At 72.5% G+C, this 19881-nt stretch carries 17 protein-coding genes; 12 read left to right on the top strand and 5 right to left on the bottom strand.

Annotation, left to right across the window (positions count from 1 at the left end):
* Positions 1-6 precede the first annotated feature (6 nt).
* Positions 7-1011 carry a phosphotransferase family protein gene (locus ACIG87_RS29680; RefSeq protein WP_396854924.1) on the bottom strand — a complete coding sequence of 335 codons (1005 nt, stop codon included), beginning with the start codon at positions 1009-1011 and terminating at the stop codon, positions 7-9.
* Positions 1012-1556: 545 nt separating this feature from the next.
* Here ACIG87_RS29680 and ACIG87_RS29675 point away from each other — a divergent pair.
* Together ACIG87_RS29675 and ACIG87_RS29670 are read left to right on the top strand one after the other, a co-directional pair.
* Positions 1557-2216, top strand: a complete 660-nt coding sequence (locus ACIG87_RS29675; protein ID WP_396854923.1) for a C39 family peptidase — start codon at positions 1557-1559, stop codon at positions 2214-2216.
* A 78-nt stretch (positions 2217-2294) separates the two neighbouring features.
* Complete coding sequence (locus ACIG87_RS29670; RefSeq protein WP_396854922.1) at positions 2295-2708, top strand: YchJ family protein; 414 nt, start codon at positions 2295-2297, stop codon at positions 2706-2708.
* Positions 2709-2751: 43 nt separating this feature from the next.
* Here ACIG87_RS29670 and ACIG87_RS29665 read toward each other — a convergent pair whose 3' ends face one another.
* From ACIG87_RS29665 to ACIG87_RS29655, 3 genes are all read right to left on the bottom strand, one after another.
* Positions 2752-4059 carry an MFS transporter gene (locus ACIG87_RS29665; RefSeq protein ID WP_396854921.1) on the bottom strand — a complete coding sequence of 436 codons (1308 nt, stop codon included), beginning with the start codon at positions 4057-4059 and terminating at the stop codon, positions 2752-2754.
* A gap of 187 nt (positions 4060-4246) precedes the next feature.
* Positions 4247-5347, bottom strand: coding sequence for a hypothetical protein (locus tag ACIG87_RS29660; protein WP_396854920.1), 1101 nt, complete (start codon positions 5345-5347; stop codon positions 4247-4249).
* Between the two features lie 75 nt (positions 5348-5422).
* The gene (locus ACIG87_RS29655) at positions 5423-7057 is read right to left on the bottom strand and encodes a protein kinase (protein ID WP_396854919.1); all 1635 of its coding nucleotides are present in this window, start codon (positions 7055-7057) and stop codon (positions 5423-5425) included.
* A 267-nt stretch (positions 7058-7324) separates the two neighbouring features.
* Between ACIG87_RS29655 and pip the strand changes: the two genes are divergently transcribed.
* From pip to ACIG87_RS29640, 3 genes are all read left to right on the top strand, one after another.
* Positions 7325-8296, top strand: coding sequence for a prolyl aminopeptidase (gene pip, locus ACIG87_RS29650; RefSeq protein WP_396854918.1), 972 nt, complete (start codon positions 7325-7327; stop codon positions 8294-8296).
* 214 nt (positions 8297-8510) lie between these two features.
* Positions 8511-9644 carry a peptidoglycan-binding protein gene (locus tag ACIG87_RS29645; RefSeq protein WP_396854917.1) on the top strand — a complete coding sequence of 378 codons (1134 nt, stop codon included), beginning with the start codon at positions 8511-8513 and terminating at the stop codon, positions 9642-9644.
* Positions 9645-9704: 60 nt separating this feature from the next.
* Positions 9705-11279: a glutamate synthase-related protein gene (locus ACIG87_RS29640; protein WP_396854916.1), complete on the top strand. Its 1575-nt coding sequence runs from the start codon at positions 9705-9707 to the stop codon at positions 11277-11279.
* Between the two features lie 22 nt (positions 11280-11301).
* Here ACIG87_RS29640 and ACIG87_RS29635 read toward each other — a convergent pair whose 3' ends face one another.
* Positions 11302-12768, bottom strand: coding sequence for an SDR family NAD(P)-dependent oxidoreductase (locus ACIG87_RS29635; RefSeq protein ID WP_396854915.1), 1467 nt, complete (start codon positions 12766-12768; stop codon positions 11302-11304).
* Positions 12769-13169: 401 nt separating this feature from the next.
* Here ACIG87_RS29635 and ACIG87_RS29630 point away from each other — a divergent pair, with 401 nt between their 5' ends.
* The 7 genes from ACIG87_RS29630 to ACIG87_RS29600 all read left to right on the top strand — a co-directional run bounded on the left by ACIG87_RS29630 (position 13170) and on the right by ACIG87_RS29600 (position 19848).
* On the top strand, positions 13170-15335 hold the full coding sequence (locus tag ACIG87_RS29630) for a hypothetical protein (RefSeq protein ID WP_396854914.1): 2166 nt from the start codon (positions 13170-13172) through the stop codon (positions 15333-15335).
* Between the two features lie 42 nt (positions 15336-15377).
* Positions 15378-16028 carry an HAD family hydrolase gene (locus ACIG87_RS29625; RefSeq protein WP_396854913.1) on the top strand — a complete coding sequence of 217 codons (651 nt, stop codon included), beginning with the start codon at positions 15378-15380 and terminating at the stop codon, positions 16026-16028.
* 62 nt (positions 16029-16090) lie between these two features.
* On the top strand, positions 16091-17644 hold the full coding sequence (locus ACIG87_RS29620) for a B12-binding domain-containing radical SAM protein (RefSeq protein WP_396854912.1): 1554 nt from the start codon (positions 16091-16093) through the stop codon (positions 17642-17644).
* Positions 17645-17713: 69 nt separating this feature from the next.
* Positions 17714-18115: a YbaB/EbfC family DNA-binding protein gene (locus ACIG87_RS29615; protein WP_396854911.1), complete on the top strand. Its 402-nt coding sequence runs from the start codon at positions 17714-17716 to the stop codon at positions 18113-18115.
* Positions 18102-18422 carry a type VII secretion target gene (locus tag ACIG87_RS29610; RefSeq protein WP_396854910.1) on the top strand — a complete coding sequence of 107 codons (321 nt, stop codon included), beginning with the start codon at positions 18102-18104 and terminating at the stop codon, positions 18420-18422. Before ACIG87_RS29615 ends, ACIG87_RS29610 begins: the two co-directional genes overlap by 14 nt.
* The gene (locus tag ACIG87_RS29605; protein WP_396854909.1) at positions 18419-19564 is read left to right on the top strand and encodes a WXG100 family type VII secretion target; all 1146 of its coding nucleotides are present in this window, start codon (positions 18419-18421) and stop codon (positions 19562-19564) included. Before ACIG87_RS29610 ends, ACIG87_RS29605 begins: the two co-directional genes overlap by 4 nt.
* Positions 19564-19848, top strand: coding sequence for a hypothetical protein (locus tag ACIG87_RS29600; protein WP_396854908.1), 285 nt, complete (start codon positions 19564-19566; stop codon positions 19846-19848). Before ACIG87_RS29605 ends, ACIG87_RS29600 begins: the two co-directional genes overlap by 1 nt.
* Positions 19849-19881 lie beyond the last annotated feature (33 nt).

Here is a 19881-nt window from a genome sequence, read left to right as displayed (position 1 = left end):
CGATGCTCAGGGCTGGTCCAGGTCGGACAGTTCCCGGTCGAGCAGCGCCGCCACCGTACGCACCCGCCCCGGCGCGGACTGCGCGGTGATCCCCCGACTGGGCAGCTCCACCGTCATCAGCAGGTAGAGGTAGAGCCGGTAGAGGCCGAGTCGGCGACGCACCCCCGGATGCGCCAGCGGCGCCGACGCCCCCGCCGCGCGGTACCCGCGCAGGAACGGGTCGTCCGGGACGTCCTCGGCCCGACGGAACAGCAGCGGCGACACCAGGTCCAGCAGCGGATCGCCGTACAGGTACCGCTCGCCGTCGACCAGTCCGCTGAGCCGGTGCTCGCCGTCCTCGCCGGGCCCGGCGAGGACGTTGCCCGCCCAGCCGTCGAAGTGCAGCAGCGCCGGGCGACGCACCGCGTCCAGGACCCCGGCGTGCCGGGCCACCAGGCTCCGGATCCGGTCCGCCGGCAGCGGCAGCGGCACCCCCCAGTCCGCCGCGTCGGCGAGCAGGTCGTCCAGCATCGCGGTGTACGCCGACCGCCAGGTCGGGCCGCCGGCCCGACCACCGTCGTAGCCGTACCGGTCACCGGTCACCCGGTGCAGGGCGGCGAACGCGGCACCCAGCTCGGCGTGGACCCCGTCGACCGGCACACCGTCGGCGACGAGCGCATCCAGCGTCCGCCCGGCCAGGTGACCGGTGAGCAGCCAGTCGCCGAGCTCCGGGTCGCTGCCGTGGTGCAGCAACGGCGCAATGGGCACAGCCGGCGCCTGGGCGGCCACCAGGCGCAGGTAGCGGGCCTCGGCGGCGACCAGGCCGCGCTCGTAGCGCAGCAGCGGCACCTCCCGTGGTGGCCCGACCTTGAGCACGACGGCCCGCCCGTCGTCCAGGAGCACCCGCCAGACCGCGGCGAACCCGCCGCCGGCCAGGGGCCCGCAGTCGGTGACCTGCACGGTCGGGCCGAGGGAGGCCGCGACGTAACGGCGGACCTGGTCGGCATCGAGGAGGCGTTGGGTGGGGCTCATCCGGCGCACGCCCCCGTACCGCCGGTGCGGCTCAGCTGTGAAACACCCATGACGGGTCAAGGCTAGCGGCGGGTCGGCGACCGGGGCATACCCACCCGGCCCGATCTTCGTCCCCGCAATGGCCGACCGTGCCATCTGTCCGACCTGCCCGCCCGGGGCCGGTGGAGGTGCGGAGGGCGGGTGACCACGCCGGTGTCCGGTTCGCCGGGGTGGGGTCGGTGCCGGCGTCCGCCGACGCGTCCGGTCCGTACCCCGGCGTCCCGTGGCCGGGGCCACCCCCGCGACGGAATCGCCGCCGGGGCCGGGGCGTTGTATCTGGCATACCACCGCCACTGCCCCACCCGGGGACGGCCGCCGCCCGTGGAATGCGGTCGCCACCGGATCGGTTACACCCCTCGCGCCACCGAGCAGGCACCGCCGCCGGCCATCGCGCAGCTCCGGTCCCCGACCACCCGGGTCGACCTATCGGAACGTCCCCCACTCGCGGCACCACCGCGCCCCCGCCCGCGTGCCGCACACCCCCGACGCAGAGGAGCACTCCCATCATGCGTACCGACATCCTGCGTAAGACCGCCCTGACCATCGCCGGCCTCGCCGTCACCACCGGCGGCATCGCCGGCCCCGCCATCGCCGCACACGCCGCCCAGACCACCCGACCCGCCGCCGCCGTCCAGGCCGACCGCAAGCCCACCGGCGAACGCGAACTCAAGGTCGACTACGCCGCCCAACCCAACTTCTACTACTGCGGCCCCGCCGCCACCCGCAACGCCCTGAGCGTCCAGGGCAAGAACATCGACGTCGACGCCATGGCCAAGGAAATGGGCACCACCGAGAGCGGCACCGACAGCATCAACGACATCACCCCCGTACTGAACAAGCAGACCGGCCGCAAGGACGCCTACCACAGCACCGAGATCCGCAGCCCCAAGGCCGACGACAAGCAGACCGACAAGCTGCGCGCCGACATCGTCCGCACCGTCGACGACGGCCGGGCCGTGGTCGCCAACATCGCCGGCACCAGCACCGACACCGACGGCAACACCCACTCCTTCGAGGGCGGGCACTACATCAGCGTCGTCGGCTACCGCGACAACGGCAAGACCGTCACCATCGCCGACTCCGCCAACCCCGACACCGCGGCCTACCGGATCAGCGTCGACAACCTCGCCGACTGGATCGCCACCCGCGGCTACACCTCCTCCTGACCCCACACACCGACCGGGCCGACCCCACCAGGGGTCGGCCCGCTTGGCGCTTGCGGGGCATGCGGCAGGATGGACGCCGTGGCGAAACGTACCGCCCGCCGGGACGGCGGCACCCCTCGGTCCTGCCCCTGCGGCACCGGCCTGCCGTACGTCGACTGCTGCGGGCCGTTGCACCGGGGCACCGGTACGGCCCCGACGGCGGAGGCGTTGATGCGGTCGAGGTTCAGCGCCTTCGCCGTCGGCGACACCGACTACCTGCTGCGCAGCTGGCACTCGACCACCCGGCCGACCCGGCTGCGGCTCGACCCCGCCCAACGGTGGACCCGGCTGGAGATCGTCGACAGCACGCGCGGCGGCCTGCTCGACAGCACCGGCACGGTGGCGTTCCGGGCCCACTACCGGGACGCCGGGCAGCCGGGGACGGTGGACGAGCACAGCCGGTTCGTCCGGGAGGACGGCAGCTGGGTCTACCTCGACGCGCTGCCGCACTGATCCGGGCGCGACCCGGCCCGCACCGGGGGCGCGGGAACCCCCCTCACCCGTCACCGGTGCCGGCGGGGAGCCCGGCGGCACAGGCGGCCGGCCGCCGGGCCCATCCCGACGCCACCAGCGCACCGGCGACCAGCAGGTACGGCACGGCCGCCACCGCGAACGCCACCACATGGCCGCCCCTGGCGGCGACCAGCGCATAGCCGCCGTAGGCGACGATCATGGCCAGGTCGGTGCCCACCCCCGCGACCGAGGTGACGGTGGCCCGCCCCGGCCCGGTGATCCGTGCCTGCAGCCGGGCGTCGGCGAGCACGGTGGCGAGTTGCAGGGCGCAGAACGCGACGCCGAGCAGCACGAAGCCCCCCGGATGCCGAACGACGGCCCCGGCGACCAGGGCGACCGCAGCCAGGACGAGCAGCCCGGCGAACCCGGGAGTGGTCAGTCGCTCCGCCGTCGGGGCGAGCAGGCCGCCGACGGTCATCCCGAGCCAGATCGGCAGGAGCAGCAGCGGCACCGTGGACGCCGTGACGCCGACATCGCGGGCCAGCAGCGGGGTGTACTCGTCGAGGGTGCCCCAGACCGCCGTCACCGCCGGTACGAGCAGCACGGCCGCCCGTACCCGCCGGTCGGCGTGCGTCTCGGCGAGGCCCGCGCGCAGGCTCGCCCACCAGCCCGGTTCCGTCTCCTCCCCGTCGGCTGCGCCGTCCCGCAGACGGCCGGCCGGTACGGTCGGCGAGCCGGTGGGCGGCAGCGGTGCGGGTGCGTCGGGGCAGTGCTCCGGAAACCGGGTGGCCACGGCGGCGGCGAGCACACCGGACAGCACGCTCGCCGCGCCGACCGCCGGGTAGCCGCCGACGGCGAGGACCGGCCCGGCCAGGCCGATCGAGGCGAGCGCGCCGAGCACCCCGGCGGTCCGGGCCCGGCCCATCGTGCGGGCGTACCGGCCGGCCGCACCGAGCCGGTCGAGTTCGGTGAAGACCAACGCCTCCAGGGCACCGGATCGGAGCGCGCCACCGGCCCCCCAGAGGACGAAGCCGAGCGCGAACGCCCACCACGACGGGACCAGCACCCACAGCGCGAAGCAGGCGCTGGTCAACAGCGGCGCGAGGCAGAGCAGCAGGCGTCGGGAGACGGTGTCGGCCCATGCCCCGGACGGGACCTCCAGCACGATCGCGGTCAGCGACCAGATCACGAAGAGCGCGGAGATCTGCCCGACGGTGAGGCCGGTGTCGCCGAACAGCAGGACGTACACCGGGTAGAGCAGGACGAGATCGACGAGGAACAGGTAGCCGTAGAGCGTGGCCGACAGACGGCGGACGCGGGTGTCGGCCACCCACACGGAGGTGAGGGTCATCAGGGCCTTTCCGTGGGGCGGGACGGACGCGGGAGGTACGGCGTCCGCGGTGGCCCACGGTTTCGGCCTTCAGTGACGGATCAACATCGCCAGGTCATGCGCCAATGCTAGACCGGCCCGGAGCGCCGCCCCGGCATGGTGGCCCGGCGGCGGGGGGCGGGATCCGGTCCGGGCCGCCCCCGGCCGGTCAACGGCGGGACGTGTCGGGGTCCATCGGTGGGATGACCATGGTGGCCTCGCTGTCGGAGGGGGGCACGGCGTCCACCGACCCGGGCTGACGCGGCACCACGGCGGACGGCGCGGTGACCGGGCTGCCGGACACCGGGGTCGTGTCCCGGTCCTCGTGCGGGGCCGCCGGCTGGGTCGGTTCCGCGGCGTCGGGGCGGGAGACGACCTGCGTCTGCTCCGCCTCGTCGGGGCGCGGCAGGACCTGGGTACGCTCGGCGTCGTCGGGGCGGAAGACGACCTGGGTACGCTCGGCATCGTCCTCCTGCGACACCTGTGGAGTGGGTCCGGCGTCGCCGGGACGGGACACCGCCGGGGTGCGCTCGGCCTCCGCGTGAGGGCTCAGTCGCGCCTCGACGTCCCGTCGACCCTCCTGGTAGGCACGCGCGTGGGTGGCGATGGTGCGGGACTCCTGCTCGGCCCGGGTCAGCCAGGACTCCCAGCGGCTCTGCATCGGGCGGACCAGCCCGCCGCCGACGCCGACGACGAGGATGCCGCCGACGGTGGCGAGGACGGCGATCAGCACCGGTGTGGTGACCGCGGTGGCGACGCCGATCTGGTTGAGCGCGGCGATCACCCCCAGTCCGAGGATGAACACCGAGGCGATGTTGGCCAGCACCCGGCCGTAGGAGAGGCCACCGAGCGCGCTGCTGATGATGTCCTTGACCGCGTTGGCGATCGCGGCGGCGACGACCACGATGACGATCGCGACGAACGCCCGGGGCAGCCAGGCGATCACGCCGGCGATGAGGTCGGAGATGGGGTTGGGCCCCCAGATGCCGAAGGCGAGTTGGAGGGTCACCAGCAGCACCCCGTAGTAGGCCAGCTTGGCGACGATGTCGCCGGCGTCGTAGCGGGAGCGGGCCAGGGCGGTCTTGATGCCGCCGCGCTCGACGGCCCGGTCGAAGTGCACCCGTTCCAACGCCTTGTCGACGATCTTGCGGACCGCCTTGGCGATCAGCCAACCGGCCACCAGGATCGCCACGAAGGCGACCGCCTTGGGCAGGAAGAGCATCACCGCGCGCAGGGCGTCACCCGCCGCGTCGCCGAAGTTGTCTGTCATCCCGGGTCCTCCACCGTCTGCTCGGTCGACCCCCGAAGCTACCCTCGGCCGGGTCACCGGAAACACCGGCCGGTGTCAGCCCGACGTGCAGGTGGCCAGCAGCGACACCACGACCGGACCGGCGGGCGCCGAGGCGTTGCCGGCATCGTCGACGGCGATCACCTGGACCGCGATCCTGGTCACCGACGGCGGCACCGGCAGGTCGCCGAGGGTGCCCTGGAAGACGTCCCCGCCGGTCCGGTCCATTCCGACGGTACGGGTGACACCGTCGAGGGTGTAGCGGAACACCACCCGGAGCAGGTCGCCGCCGGCCCGGTCGTCGACGACCGTGGCGGTGACCGTGGTCGAGGTGACCGCGTCGGGACAGCCCTTCGGCTCCACGGTGGCCGGGCTGGCGTCCAGTGCCGACACCGTCGGCGGAAACACATCGGTGGGCAGGATCGGGCTGACGGCCGTCGTCGGTGCCGTGGGGCTCGGGGTGCGTACCCGGGTGGTGCTCGCGGCGGCGGACCGGGCCGGGCCGGGAGTGGGTGGTGGGCCGCTGGTGGTCGCCGCCGGGGTGGGGCTGCGGGTCGGCTCCGGCGGTACGACGGTGATGGCCGGGGCGGCGGCGAGCGGGGCCGGGCTGCGGGTCGCCGAAGCGGTCGATTTCGGCCCGGCGGTGCCGTCGGCGAGGGTGAGCGGCCCGGGTCGGCGGGCGGCGTAGCTCAGCCCGACCACCCCAGCCAGCAGGACCGCGGTCAGCCCCACCCCGGCCAGGGCGCTGCGGGTGCCGCCGCGCCGGGAGGTGGGTCGGGGTTCGGCGTCGAAGGCGCTGACGGTCGGGCCGGTGGGCCCGGGAGCGCCGTCGGGGAAGGGCAGGAACGCGGCGAGCAGCCCGACCCGGTGGGCCAGCTGACGGCGACCCCGCTCCTCCCAGTCCCCGCCGTACGAGCGGGCGGCGGTGTGTTCCAGCTCGGCGAGGAAGATCTCGGCGGGCTGCGGCCGGTCGGCGGGGCACCGGGCCATCCCGTGCCGGAGCAGGTCGTGCAGCGGTGCGGGGGTCGGGGCGGTCGGGATCGGGGCGGCGGCGTGCTGCTCGCGCACGGTGGCCAGGTCCTCCCCGTCGTAGGGGGGTCGACCGGTGAGACACTCGAAGAAGGTCGCGGTGGCGGCGTAGATGTCGCCGGCCGGCTCGGCGGGGCTGCCGGTCCACTGTTCGGGGGCCAGGTAGCGGGGGGTGCCGTGGGCGATGCCGGTCGGCAGGGCGATGCCGAAGTCGGTGAGCCTGGTCCCTCCGTCGAGCCCGACGAGGACGTTCTCCGGCCGGTGGTCGCGGTGCACGGCACCGCGGGCGTGCGCGGCGGCGAGCCCGGCGAGCGAGCCCTTCAGGACGCAGAGCGCGGCCTCGGGCCCGGTGGGGCCGTGCGCGTGCAGCAGGTGACGCAGCGTCACCCCGTTGACCAGCTCCATCACGATCGCGGCCCCGGAGCGCGACTCGGCGTACTCGTAGAGTCGGCAGACGTGCGGATCGTCCACGTCCACCAGCAGTCGCGCCTGTTCCCGGAAGGCCAGCCGGAAGGCGGGATCGGCACCGAGGGCCGGGGACAGATACCGGATGGCGACCGGGGTGCCGGTGGCGTCGTGGGTGGCGAGCAGCACCCGGCCGGACGTGCCCGCGCCGAGCTGACGTACCGGGGTGTAGCCGGACAATCGCCAGTCGCCGGTCACGCGCCGGCCTTTCCGGTCCGCCGGGACTGGTCACAGGTCAGGGCCACACTGATCATTCTTACCCGGTGCACGCTGCGGTCCATCGGCGCAACGGTTGTTTCCTCGCGTCCGGACGTCCGCTCCCGGCAATGGTTTTCGGTCAACGGCCCGCTCCCGCGTGGATCGTCCGGGCAACGGTGTGGCTCGCCGAGTTCCGGGGCGGGCAGGACGCCGGGCATGAGCGAGACTTGACAGCGCTGTCGTATGCCGAGCCGGGAGGACCCGCCCATGGACGAGCTGTACCCGCCGATCGAGCCGTACGACCACGGCATGCTCGACGTCGGCGACGGCAACCGGGTCTACTGGGAGGTGTGCGGCAACCCCGCCGGCCGGCCCGCGCTGGTCGTCCACGGTGGACCGGGCTCCGGCTGTGGCACCTGGGCCCGGCGGTACTTCGACCCGGCCCGCTACCGCTTGGTCCTGTTCGACCAGCGCGGCTGCGGGCGCAGCACCCCGCACGCCAGCGACCCGACGACGGACCTGCGGCACAACACCACCGACCACCTGATCGCCGACATGGAACGACTCCGCGAGCACCTGGGGGTCGACCGCTGGCTGCTCTACGGCGTCTCGTGGGGTTCGACGCTGCTCCTGGCGTACGCGCAGCGGCATCCCGCCCGGGTGTCGGAGATCGTGATCTCCGCCGTCACCAGCACCCGCCGGTCGGAGATCGACTGGCTCTACCGGGGTGTCGGCCGGCACTTCCCCCGCGAGTGGGAACGGTTCCTCGCCGGTGGCGGCGTCGGTCCGGACGACGACGTCGTCGGCGCGTACGCCCGGTTGGTGGAGGACCCGGACCCGGCGGTGCGGGAACGGGCCGTGCAGGACTGGTGCGCCTGGGAGGACGCGGTGGTCTCCGCCGAGGGGGTGGGCACCCCGTACGGCGACCGGCCGTCGGCGGACCGGATCGCCATGGTCCGGATCTGCGCCCACTACTTCTCCCACGGGGCCTGGCTGGCCGAGGGCGAGCTGATCCGGCACGCCGGCCGGCTCGCCGGCATCCCGGGCGTGCTGATCCACGGCCGGGTCGACCTGGGCAGCCCCCTGGTCACCGCCTGGGAGTTGCACCGGGCGTGGCCGGGCTCGCAGCTGCACGTGGTCGAGGAGGCGGGCCACTTCGGCAACGCGGCGACCCGCCGGCATCTGCTGGCCGCCCTCGACGGGTTCGCCACCGCCGGTCGAACGGTCCACGCCCACTGAGGATCCGCCGTCGGCTGAACGGTCCGCACCCGGCGGCTGGACCGTTCGCTCCCGGCCGCGGCACTGGTCGCATCGGGCGGTAGCCGCGGATCCGATCGACGCGCGCCACTAGCGCCGACCGCTATCCTGGCAATATCCTCCACTTTACCCACACCCATCGGAGCTAGTTTTCACGTTCGTCGGCAGTGCCGCTGCCGGTCGCCGAGGAGATGCCATGCCCGTCGCACGCCCTGCACTCGACCGTCGTACCCTGCTGCGGGCCGGCCTCGGCGCGGCCACCGTAGCGGTCGTCGGGTCCGAACTGGCCCTTCCGGCCGCCGCTCAGGCCGCCCCCGGCGCGGGCCTGGACTGGATCATCGGCTGCGACGAGTGGGACGCCCGGCCGGCGGCCGACCCGTTGTCGGTCAGCACCATCCCGACCAACAAGATCATCGTGCACCACATGGCCTTCCCGAACGTCACCGACTACTCCCGGGAACAGGCGATCAAGCTCGCCCACGACTGCCAGGACCTGCACATGGACGGCAACGGCTGGTCCGACACCGGCCAGCACTTCACCGTCAGCCGGGGCGGCCACGTCCTGGAGGGACGGCACGGCAGCCTGGAACAGCTCCGGGCCGGCGACCGGCAGATGATCTCGGCGCACTGCCCCGGCGAGAACGGCCGCGCCATCGGCATCGAGAACGAGGGCACCTACGTCACCGACACCCCGCCGCAGGACCTGCTCGACTCACTGGTCAGGCTCTGCACCACCATCTGCCGGCAGTACGGGCTGCACGCCCACGACATCTTCGGCCACTGGGACTTCCGCACCACGCTCTGCCCCGGCGCGCAGTTCTACCGTCTCTTCCCCGGCGTACGCCGCCAGGTCTTCCACAAGCTCGGCACCCGGCTGGGCGACGTGCCGGCCCGCCGCTGGCCGGACCTGTGGCGCTTCGTCAGCTCCCCCGCCGTCCAGGTCGCCCAGTATCTGCTGGCGTACCGGGGTTACCCGGTCACCCCGAACAGCACCTTCGACGACGCCACCATCGCCGCGATCGCCGACTGGCAGGCCCGCAACGGTCTCCCGGTCGACATCGACGCCACCCTGACCGGCCCCACCTGGGAAGCCCTCGCCCCGGAGCTGGACCGGGACGCCACCGGGCTGCCGGTGCAGGCCGTGCAGTTCATCCTGAACTGGAAGGGCTACGCCGAGGTCGCCGTCACCGGTGACTACGACCACGCCACCCGCCGGGCCGTCCAGGACATCCAGGCGCTGCACGGCCTGCCGCGCACCGGCAGGGTCTCGACCAGCACCTGGTGCGCGCTGGTCGGTGGCGTCGTCCGGCAGTCGTTCCCGCACCGCTGAGTCGCACGCCGCGCCACCAGGGCCGTTTGGGCGGCGGCGGCAACGGGGAGTGTGGCCGGCATGAAGTGGGCCAGCCGCACCGTACCCGTGATCGCCGCCGCCGTCGCCGGCCTCGCCGCCCGGGACGTCCTCCAGCGCGACCACGCGCTGCTGCGCAACTTTCCGGTGCTGGGGCGGGCCCGGTACCTGCTCGAGTCGATCGGGCCGGAGCTGCGGCAGTACATCGTGGCCGGCAACGACGAGGAGCGGCCGTTCAGCCGGGACCAACGGCGCTGGATCTACGCCTCGGCCAAGCAGGAGAACAACTACTTCGGCTTCGGCACCGACAACGACATCGAACGCAGCCCCGGCTACCCGATCATCAAACACCGCACGTTCAGCCGGACCGTCCCGCCGTCGACCCCGACCGCCGGGCACGACGTACGACTGCCGGCGGCGAAGGTGCTCGGCGGACCACGCGGACGGGCCAGGGCGTTCCGCCCCGGATCGGTGGTCAACATCTCCGGCATGAGCTTCGGCTCGCTGTCCGGCAACGCGGTGACCGCCCTGAACCAGGGGGCCGCGCTGGCCGGTTGCCTGCACAACACCGGTGAGGGCGGGCTGTCGCCGTACCACCGCAAGGGCGGTGAGCTGGTCTTCCAGCTCGGTACGGCGTACTTCGGCTGCCGCGACGCCCAGGCGCGGTTCGACCTCGCCCGGTTGCGCGACCTGGTGGCCGGCGCGCCGGTACGGGCCCTGGAGATCAAGCTCAGCCAGGGCGCGAAACCCAGCCTGGGTGGGCTGCTACCGGGGGCGAAGGTCTCCGCCGAGATCGCCGCCACCCGGGGGATCACTCCGGGGCGGGACTGCGTGAGCCCGTCCCGGCACGCCGAGTTCTCCGACTGCGACAGCCTGCTCGACTGGGTGGAGCTGCTGGCCGCCGAGACCGGGTTGCCGGTCGGCATCAAGTCCGCCGTCGGCGACCTCGGGTTCTGGGAGGAGTTGACCACCCTGATGCGGGACACCGGTCGGGGCGTCGACTTCGTCACCGTCGACGGCGGCGAGGGCGGCACCGGCGCCGCGCCGCTGATCTTCACCGACTCGGTGTCGCTGCCGTTCCAGCAGGGCTTCGCCCGGGTCTACCGGACCTTCGCCGAGAAGGGGCTGCACGAGGAGACCGTCTTCGTCGGCGCGGGCAAGCTGGGCCTGCCGGACAACGCCGTGGTGGCCTTCGCGCTCGGCTGCGACCTGGTCAACGTGGGCCGCGAGGCGATGCTGGCGATCGGCTGCATCCAGGCGCAGAAGTGCCACACCGACACCTGTCCGACCGGCGTCGCCACCCAGAACGCCTGGCTGGCCCGGGGCCTGGACCCGGCCCGCAAGTCGGTACGGGCGGCGAACTACATCAGCGCCCTGCGCCGGGACCTGGTGAAGGTCGCCGAGGCGTGCGGGGTCGAGCATCCGGGGCTGATCGACACCGACGCGGTCGAGATCCTCGACGGCCGGACCTCGGCCCGGCCGCTGCGGGAGGTCTACGGCTACCAACCGCAGTGGGGGTTGCCGTCGGCGGCGGACCGGGCGGAGATCATCCGGCTGATGGCCGGCGAGGCGCCCCTGGGCGGCAGCGCTCCCCCGTCGGCCACCGCCCAGGGCTGAGAGGCGGCCGACCGGCGACCGGTCACCAGGCGCAGGGGGCGTAGTCCTTCAGGAAGCAGCCGTACAGCTCCTCGCCCTGTTCGCCCCGGACGATCGGGTCGTACACCCGGGCCGCCCCGTCGACGAGGTCCAGCGGGGCGTGGAAGCCCTCGTCGGCGAGACGCATCTTCGTCGGGTGCGGGCGCTCGTCGGTGATCCAGCCGGTGTCGACGCTGGTCATCAGGATGCCGTCGGCGCGCATGTCCTCGGCGCTGGTGCGGGTGAGCATGTTCAGCGCCGCCTTGGCCATGTTGGTGTGCGGGTGTCCCGCCCCCTTGTAGCCCCGGGCGAACTGCCCCTCCATCGCCGAGACGTTGACCACGTACGCCCGACCCGTCGGTGCCCCGGCCAGCGCCGGGCGGAGCCGGCTGACCAGGACGAACGGCGCGGTGACGTTGCACAGCTGCACTTCGAGCAGTTCGACCGGGTCGACCTCGTGCACCCGCTGCACCCAGCTGTTGGTGTCGCCGAGGTCGGGGGCGAGCCCTCCGGCGTCGACGGCGGTGGCGGCGGCGATCCGCTCCGGCGTGGCGGAGCGGCCGGTCAGCGCCAGGGCGGTGAGGGCATGCGGGGCGATGGTGGGCGCCGGCAGCGTCCCGTCGGGCAGCGCCAGGGTGACACCCCGGCCACCGGTGAAGGTGAGCAACTCCGGCAGCGGCCCCTCGGGCAGCGCCGCCGCCTCGGCGGCGACCAGGTGGGCGTACGCGCCGGGGGTGCGGCGTACCGTCTGCGCGGCGTTGTTGATCAGGATGTCCAGCGGGCCCTGCGCGGCGACCGAGTCGGCCAGCGCCACCACCTGGGCGGGGTCACGCAGGTCGATGCCGACCACCCGCAGCCGGTGCAGCCAGTCGGCGCTGTCCGGCATCGCGGTGAACCGGCGGACCGCGTCGTGCGGGAACCGGGTGGTGATCGTGGTGTGTGCGCCGTCGCGCAGCAGGCGCAGCGCGATGTACATGCCGATCTTCGCCCGGCCCCCGGTGAGCAGGGCCCGCCGCCCCGTCAGATCGCACCGCGCGTCGCGGCGCTCCCGGTTGAGGGTGGCGCACTCGGGGCAGAGCTGGTGGTAGAACGCGTCGACCTCGCGGTAACGCTTCTTGCAGATGTAGCAGCCGCGCGGGTTGATCAGGGTGCCGGCGGTGTCGCCGGCGGTCGGCGAGGCGAGCGGGATGCCCCTGGTCTCGTCGTCGATGCGGCCCGGGGCGCCGGTGGCGGTGGCCGCGGTCACCGCCCGGTCGTGGGCCAGGACGGCGTCGCGCCGTTCCTCGCGTCGCCGCTGCTTCACCATCTTGTACAGCCGGGCGGTGGCCCGCTGCACCCGCACCACGTCCGGGTGTTCGGTCGGCAGCGACTCCAACGCCGCGAAGACGCGCAGCGCGATCGCCAGCTCGTCCTGGTCGACGCCAGGGGGGCCGGCGTCGCGCCCTGGTTGTCCGACGTTGTCCACCGTCATGTCCGCTATCGTCTCGCCCTCACGCCCGGGGCCGACCGCCGGCCCGACCCGGGAACTGTACGCACCCGGACCGGGCCGGCGCGACGCCTTCGCGCGGCGTCGGCGGTGAGCTGGGCCACCGCCGCCCCGGGCCGGCCGGTCGTGCGGCCAGGAGTTCCCGGCGGGGCCGGCGCGAGTCGGCCACGCCGCTGACGCCCGTCGCCCGATCCCGCCGACCTCGGCCGGAAGTGCCCGTCGACCCCGCCGCTCGGCGGACCGGCCCCACCGGTCGGGCCCACGCCGGTCAACGACCGGAGCGCTAACCTGGAGTCAGGCTCCGGTCACCTTCCGCCGATGGCGGCGCTCCCCCTCGGAGCCGCCCCGATCATCCGGCCACCAGCGACTGGTGATGAGGGATGCCGATGTTCAGGAGACCGCGGATGGCGGCGGCGATCGCGGTCACCGGCGTCCTCTCCGCCGCGACCGTGCTGACCGGGCTGATCACCAACGAGGCATCGGCCCAGCAGCGTTGGCCCGGCGGGCTGGAACTCGTCCGGACCCACCCGTGGCACTCACTCGGGGTGCTGGCGCTGCTGCTGGTGGGGCTGACCGTCGTCCTGACGGCGTTGCCCCAGGGCGGGGTCGGAGACGACGACGCGGGCGGTCCCGTCGTCTCCGGGTCCGGCCCGCCGGCGGCGTCACCGCAGGACGACTCGCCGCCCTACCCCACGGCCGGTACGCAGGCCGTCGCGCCCCACGATCGGGGCGAGGCGCAGCGGGATCGGCTGACCCGCCTCTCCACCGCCCTGGTGAGCCGTCTCGGTCGGCGGCGGACCGCGTACCCCCTCGACCTGAGCCTGGCCGAACTGCACCGCCTGGACCTGTTCGTGCCCAGTCGGCTGGTCGCCTACCACGAGCGTCGCCCCGAGACGGTCGGCCGGGCGGTCGCGACGCTTGTGGATCGCCTGCGACGGGGTGAGTCGGTGCTGCTGCTCGGCGAGCCGGGGTCCGGCAAGAGCCTCTCGCTCTACGACGTGGCACTCGGACTCCGGCAGGCCGGCCTGCTGCCGATTCCGTGGCGCGCACTGGACGCCGCGGAGATCCTCGACCGCATCGGCGCACTGGCGCTGGACCCGGCCACGTCGCCGCAGGTGGTGATGCTGGTCGACGGACTGGACGAGGCGAGCGAACTGGCCGAGGACGGTCCGCTCGCCGCCGCGCTGTGGGAGCTGCTGCGACACACCCCCGTACTGGTGACCTCCCGGACCAGGGAGTACGAGGAGTGGATCGCCTTCGAGACCACCACGCTCAGCTTCGACGAGGTCTTCGTGCTCCAGGGCTGGTCGGTGGAGGTCGAGTTCGCCGACTACCTGGTCCGACTGCGGCGGCAGGGGCTGATCGCCGATCCCGGTCTCTACCGGACGGTGGTGGCCTCGGAACGACTGGCCCGCCTCGTGGCACGACCGCTGTACGCCCGGATGCTCACCTTCATCGGCCCCGACGCGGCGATGCGGGTCAGCGGTGCGAGCGACCTCTACGGCGAGTACCTGAACCGGTTGAGCCGCAGCACGGACTTCGCGGTGCGGGGCAGCCACCCGGGGTGGAGCGGCCAGTCGTTGGCGGTGTGGCAGGCGGCGGCCTGGTTCGTGCACTCCCGCGAACTACCGGCGGACGCCATCCCCATGACCGACCTGCACGTCGCCCTGCATCGCGAACGTGGCCGCGGCGCCGAAGGGCGGGCGCTCGACCAGGTGATCGACCGGCGCACCCTGCACGGCACGGAGGTCGGCGAGTTCCTGCACTACTCGTTCTACGAGTACCTGCTGGCCCGCTACATCCGCGACCGGCTGCTCTCCGAACTCTCGTCCGAACAGGCGATCGCCCTGCTCCGACGCGACCTGACCCGGGAGATCCGGCATCACCTGATCGGCCAGCTGCGGGAGCTGGCCGACGACCGGCTCGGCGAACGGCTGTCCGAGCTGTACCGCCTGCTCCGGTCCGCACCGGGCCTGCAGGTCGCGGATCGACTCACCGTGTGCAACCTGCTGGTGTATCTGATCTCGCGCACCAGCCCGACTGCTGCCGAGCTGCTGAGCGCGCTGCTACGGCGGGAGCGGGACGCGTTCCTGCTGAGCGCGATCCTCTGGGCGCTGTGCCACCACCGGTCGGACCCGGCGCTGGCCCGCTTCTTCGCGCTGCTACGGCACGATGCCGTGTTCCGCGCCTGCAGCCGTGGCTACGTCCTCTACTACTACGGCGACGTCCGGACGCGCCGGCCGCCCTTCCTGGATGTCCCGCCGTACGTGACCCACGAACGCACCTCCACCCGGGTGTTGGCGATGTTCGGAAGTCCAACATTCCAAGAAATTCCCGTACAACGCCGTTATGTCGATCTACACACGTTCATGGACATCTATCTGGTGCGGCATGAGATGATCGGTGGCCGTCCCCTGTCCACGCTCCGCGCGGCCGTCGACGCACTGTCCGGGAAGGGGCTGACCCCGCAGATGGAAGAGCAACTTTCCGAACTGCTGAGAGCGATCTCCCGCCGGCCCACACCGGACCCGAACTCGCCATCGTTTGCGTGATGAGTGAATGCCGATGCGACGCGATCACGGGAAGGGCAAGCTGTGAAACTCTTTGTCTGGGACCTGCACGGCACCCTGGAACAGGGAAACGACAAGGCCGTGATCGACATATCCAACGAGGTACTGTCGGCTTTCGGATACGAGCAGAGATTCGGGTACGAGGACGGCCGGCGACTGTACGGGCACAAGTGGTACGAGTACTTCGCGCTCCTGCTGCCCGATGCGCCGCACGACCGTCACCTGGAGCTTCAGGACGCCTGCTTCAGGCTCTCCGAGGAGCGCCCTGAGCTGCAATATCACTGGATGAGGCCGACACCGCACGTCGCCGGGGTGCTGGCCGCCGTCGCCGCCCGCCACGAGCAGATCGTCATCTCCAACACCCGGCCGGGCACCCTCGACATGTTTCTCAAACTGCTGGAACTCACCGACTACTTCACCCCCGGACGAGCATTCGCCGTCGACCAGCACGTGCGGGACGTACGCACCACCAAGAAGGACGTCCTCGCCGGATACCTCGCCGGGCGACCGACCTTCGAGGAAATCGTGATCATCGGGGACTCGGTCAGCGACATGCGCCTGGCGGAGGTGGCCGGCGGGACGTCCTATCTCTTCGCCCATCCCGACTTTGCATTCCGCAACTGCACCGCAGACTTTCGCATTCGGGACCTCCGAGAAGTGCTGCAACGCGTATAGACCACAGCGGCACCACTACCTACACTCAGAGCAATCGATACCTAGCTGAGTGCGAGGGTGCCATGGTCGCACCTCGGATCATCCAGCCCAGCCCGCAGCACGCTGCGAGAGCGTGCGGTGATGCGCTGATCGTCGTACCACCACCGTCGCCATCGGACACGAATCCGCCCCTGGGTCCGGCGATCCTCGCCACCGCCGCCGCCCGCAGCGGTTTCGGCGTCGACGTGCTGGATCTCAACATCCTCCTGCTCAAACGCTTCGGCAGCCAACCCGCCGGCCTCGGTCGGACCCTCGGCGACCACGGCAAGGACCGGTCGGGCGTGGCAGCGGCGGCACGGTGGCTCTTCGCACACACCGGGCTGGACGGCACACCTCCGCTACACCTGCCGGACACCGCCCACCCGGTGGCGGGAATGCACTACCCGCTCGCCGCCGTCACCGCCGCCGTGGCCACCGCCGCCAGCGAGCCCGAGCCGTGGCGGGGATGGCTGGAAGAGCACCTCCGCGCCGGGTGTGACCGCCCACCGACCGTGGTCGGGGTGTCCCTGATGGGCCCCTCCCAGGTCTTCCTCGGCCTGGTCACGTTGCGGGTGGTCAAGGAGATCTGGCCGGAGACGACGACCGTCCTCGGCGGCAGCCACGTGACGCTGCTGCGCGAACAGTTGCGCGACGACCGGCGGCTACGGGACGCGGCGGACGTCGTGCTCACCGGCCACTGCGAGGACGAGTTCGTGGCCATCCTGGCCCGGCTCAGCGCGCGGGGCATCCGCCGACCGCTGCTGCCGCCGTTCCCGCAGACCGACGCGCCGTTCGAGTACCTTCCCACGTTCTCCGAGCGGCAACTCGCCCACTACGATCGGCGGTCGTTGACCCTGCCGATCCAGTTCACCCGGGGCTGCTCGTACGGCCGGTGCACCTTCTGCACCTACCCGGTGGTCGAGCCTCAGGTCACCGCCCTCGGCCGGGACGCCGCCCGCACGGCGATCGACACGCTCGTACGGACCCACGGGGTGCGCCGGTTCTCCCTGAAGGACTCGTTGTTCACCGCGCCGATGCTGCGCGCCCTCGCCGAGGCCCTGCTGCGGGAGCCGACGGTCGCGGTCCGGTGGAGCGCCACGACCAAGGCCAGCAGGGCGCTGTTCCCGCTGGTCCCACTGCTGGCCGAGGCGGGACTCGCCACGGTGGAGATCGGTGTGGAGACGATCCACCCGGCCGGTCAGCGGCTCTTCGACAAACGCGCGGACCCGGTGATGCTCCAGGAGTTGATCCTCGCCCTGGCGGAACAGGGCATCACGGTGGTGACGAACCTGATCTTCGGCTCTCCCGGCGAACGGGAACAGGACGCGCAGGCCCAGCTGGCCTGGTTCCTCCAGCTCCAGGCGGCAGCGCCGGTCGGTCGGGTGGACTGCTCGTTGAACATGCTGGAGCTGGTGCGGGGCGCCCCCATGGTCGCCGATCCACCACCGGGGGTCGAGCTGTACGGCGTCGCCCCCTGGGCGTTCAGCTACGCGTGGAACGCACCCGCCTGGCGACGTGACTTCGCCGCCGGGCTGGAACGGGTGGAACGCGCACGCGCACGCGGACCGGCATCGCCACCGGCGGACGCGGCAGCGTGACCGGTCCGACCGCTACAGTGTCGGTGGTCGATGGCCGACGGCTACCGACGTCCCCTGGGGAGGGTCGGGATGTGGGCGGATGAGGCGGCGCTGGACGCGGCGGCACGGCGGCTCGACGAGTGGGAATCGTCGTTCGCCGAGCGGGCGGAGCGGGCGAAGACGCTGTCGGCCCGGGTACAGGCCCTGACCGGCACCGCCCGCAGCCCCGACCGGACGATCGAGGTCACCGTCGACTCCACCGGCCTGCTGGTCGACCTGCGTCTGGACGAACAGACCCGGCAGCACTCCGCGACCCACACCGCCCGGCAGATCGTGGCGACCACCCGAGCCGCGCACGCCGACCTGTTGCGGCAGCTCACCGCAGCGACCCACCGGACCCTCGGTGACGGCGATCCGGCCGGGCAGGCGATCGTCGAGTCCTACCGGCGACGACTCGACCCCGGTCAGGGCACGCCGGATGCCCACCGGTGACGGCATCCAGGTCGACCCGGACGACCTGACCACGCACGCCGCCCACCTCGACCGCTGCGCCGACCGCCTCGACACCGCCCGGCACGCCGGCCAGCACGTCCGGCTCGACGCCGATGCGTACGGGCAACTGTGCGCGATCATGCCGACGCTGCTCGACGGCCTCCAGCGGACCCTGGTCGACGGGATCGGCACCGCCGCCGGATCGGTCCGCGACACCGCCGGGAAACTGCGGTCCAGCGCCGAGCGCTACCGGGCCGCCGACGCCCGCGCCGCCCACCAGCTCGACCGGGTACGGGATCGACGGTGACCGGCAACCCGCTCGTCGCCACCGCGTCGCACGCCGCGCCCAGCGCATGGGCCGGGATCTGGATCTGCGAGGACATCGAACTCATCGCGCAGGGCGTCCGCACCGGGAGCTGGATCGACGGTAGCCTCGGCGTGGTCAGCGCCGGCCTGGACGCCCTGGCGCTGGTCGCCGACCCGGTCGGCGCCCTGCTCCAGTACGGCATCGCCTGGCTCATCGAGCACGTCAAGCCGCTCAGCGAGGCGCTGGACTGGCTCGCCGGCGACCCCGCGCAGATCACCGCGCACGCCCGGACCTGGCGCAACGTCGCCGCCGCGCTGCGCGACGACGCCGCCGAACTGGCCCACGCGGCACGCACCGAGGTCGCCGGCTGGGGCGGCAGCGCCGGCCCCGCCTACCGCGCCTGGGCCACCGAACAACACCAGGCCATCACCGGGCTCGCCCGGGGCGCCGACACCCTCGCCGCCGCCACCGAAGGCGCCGCCGGCCTGGTCGCCGCCGTCCGGCTCCTCGTCCGCGACGCCATCGCCGCCTGCGTCTCCCGCCTCATCGTGTACGCAGGCGAGCTGCTCGTCACCGGCGGGTTGGCGACGCCGCTGGTGGTGGAGCAGGTGACCACGCTGGTGGGGTCGTGGGCGGCGCGGATCGCGCGACTGCTGCGCGGGTTGCTGGCCAGCCTGCGGCGGTTGCTACCGGAGATCCGCCGCCTCGGCGACCTCATCGAAAAGCTCAAGCAGGCCCTGAATCGGCTGAGGCGAGCTGATCCCCACCCTGACGACCTCAGTCGGGTACGGGGCAGAGGTCGCGGGCCCCGGATGCCAATGAGCATGGAGTCGGTGCGGGACATCGCCGCCAGGTACGGCATCGATGTGTCCGGCATCCGGTTCAACATCAACAACCGGATGTCGGGCGTGTGCGGAGTGACCAGGCCTGATCAGTCGGTCATGCTCTGCCGAGAGGCGTTCCGGAGCGAGGAAGATCTGGCGCGCACTCTCGAACACGAGAGGTTCCATGTATCGGAGCTCCGTGAGGGGCACACCTACCCCACCACCCGTGACGAGGCCGACGCCTTCGAGGATCGGGCCTACGCCCATGAGGAGCAGTGGTGGAACAGCCATCCGGTCAGGCCAGAGGGAGTGAATTGATGGCGACCTTCGACGAGTGGCTGGACGCGTACGACATCGTCTACCGCACCCTGCCCGCAAGCTCTGACCTGCAATGCCCAAACTGCAGTAATCGGACGTTGCGCCTGGTCTTCACCGGTCCCCCCGGATCGGGATACGGCTACGCCTCGTTCTGGTGCGACAGCTGCATGGAGGGAATTCACCTTTCCCGAGCACCCATTCCGGAAGGGGCAGCGGCACGCTCTCTCGACGCATCGGCCGAAGAACGCAGCCGTGGCGTCCCCAACTATCGGTTGGTCACGTAGCCCTGACCGGTACACCGACCCGGTCTCGGCTAC

Origin of the sequence: Micromonospora sp. NPDC051925 (assembly GCF_044548625.1) — a bacterium.
Taxonomy (GTDB): domain Bacteria; phylum Actinomycetota; class Actinomycetes; order Mycobacteriales; family Micromonosporaceae; genus Micromonospora.
This window is presented reverse-complemented; position numbering and strand designations above follow the sequence as displayed.